The organism is Sandarakinorhabdus rubra (genome assembly GCF_010994245.1).
Lineage (GTDB): Bacteria > Pseudomonadota > Alphaproteobacteria > Sphingomonadales > Sphingomonadaceae > Sandarakinorhabdus > Sandarakinorhabdus rubra.
In genome coordinates this window covers 1-610 of the sequence record NZ_WMHO01000458.1, presented here as the reverse complement: position 1 = coordinate 610, position 610 = coordinate 1, and the positions used below count along the sequence as shown (strand labels likewise).

Annotated in this window: 1 pseudogene; it reads right to left on the bottom strand. The window is 73.9% G+C overall.

Annotation, left to right across the window (positions count from 1 at the left end):
- Positions 1-610 (bottom strand): annotated as a pseudogene (locus GJV64_RS15270) (hypothetical protein); the annotation flags it as partial.

The following is a 610-nucleotide window of genomic DNA, read 5'->3' as shown; positions in this document are numbered from 1 at the left end:
GTGACGTTGGCGGCATCGCCGCCGCCGCCGCCAAAGCCGCCGATGCCGATCGCAGCGCCACCGGTGCCGGTGCCGGCGCCAGTGACATTGCCAGCCACCGAGAAGCCGCCGTTGCCGCCACCGCCGCCCAGCGACTGGGCAAGGATGGCCTGGCTGAAGCTCTGGCTGGTGCTGGTGTTGCCGGTGATGCCGAGGTCCACCGTGCCGGCATTGCCGCCGTCACCGCCGAAGCCGCCGATCCCGATGCTGGCGCCGCCCGAACCGGTGCTCGCCGCGCTGAGGTTGGCCGCGACCGAGAAGCCGCCGTTGCCGCCACCGCCGCCCAGCGACTGGGCGGTGATGCCGGAGCTGTTGAAGCCGGTGGTGGTCGTGGTGCCGGTGATGCGGCCGAACACGCTGCCGGCATCGCCGCCGTCCCCGCCAAAGCCCCCGACGCCGATCCCGGCGCCGCCAGCGCCGCTGCCCGAGGCAGACAGGTTGCCGCCCACGGTGAAGCCGCCGGCGCCGCCGCCGCCGCCGATCGACTGCACGCCGACCGCGTTCGAGAGGACACCGACCGTGTTGGTGTTGCCGGTAAGCACCAGGCGGGCGTTGCCGGCATTGCCGCCAC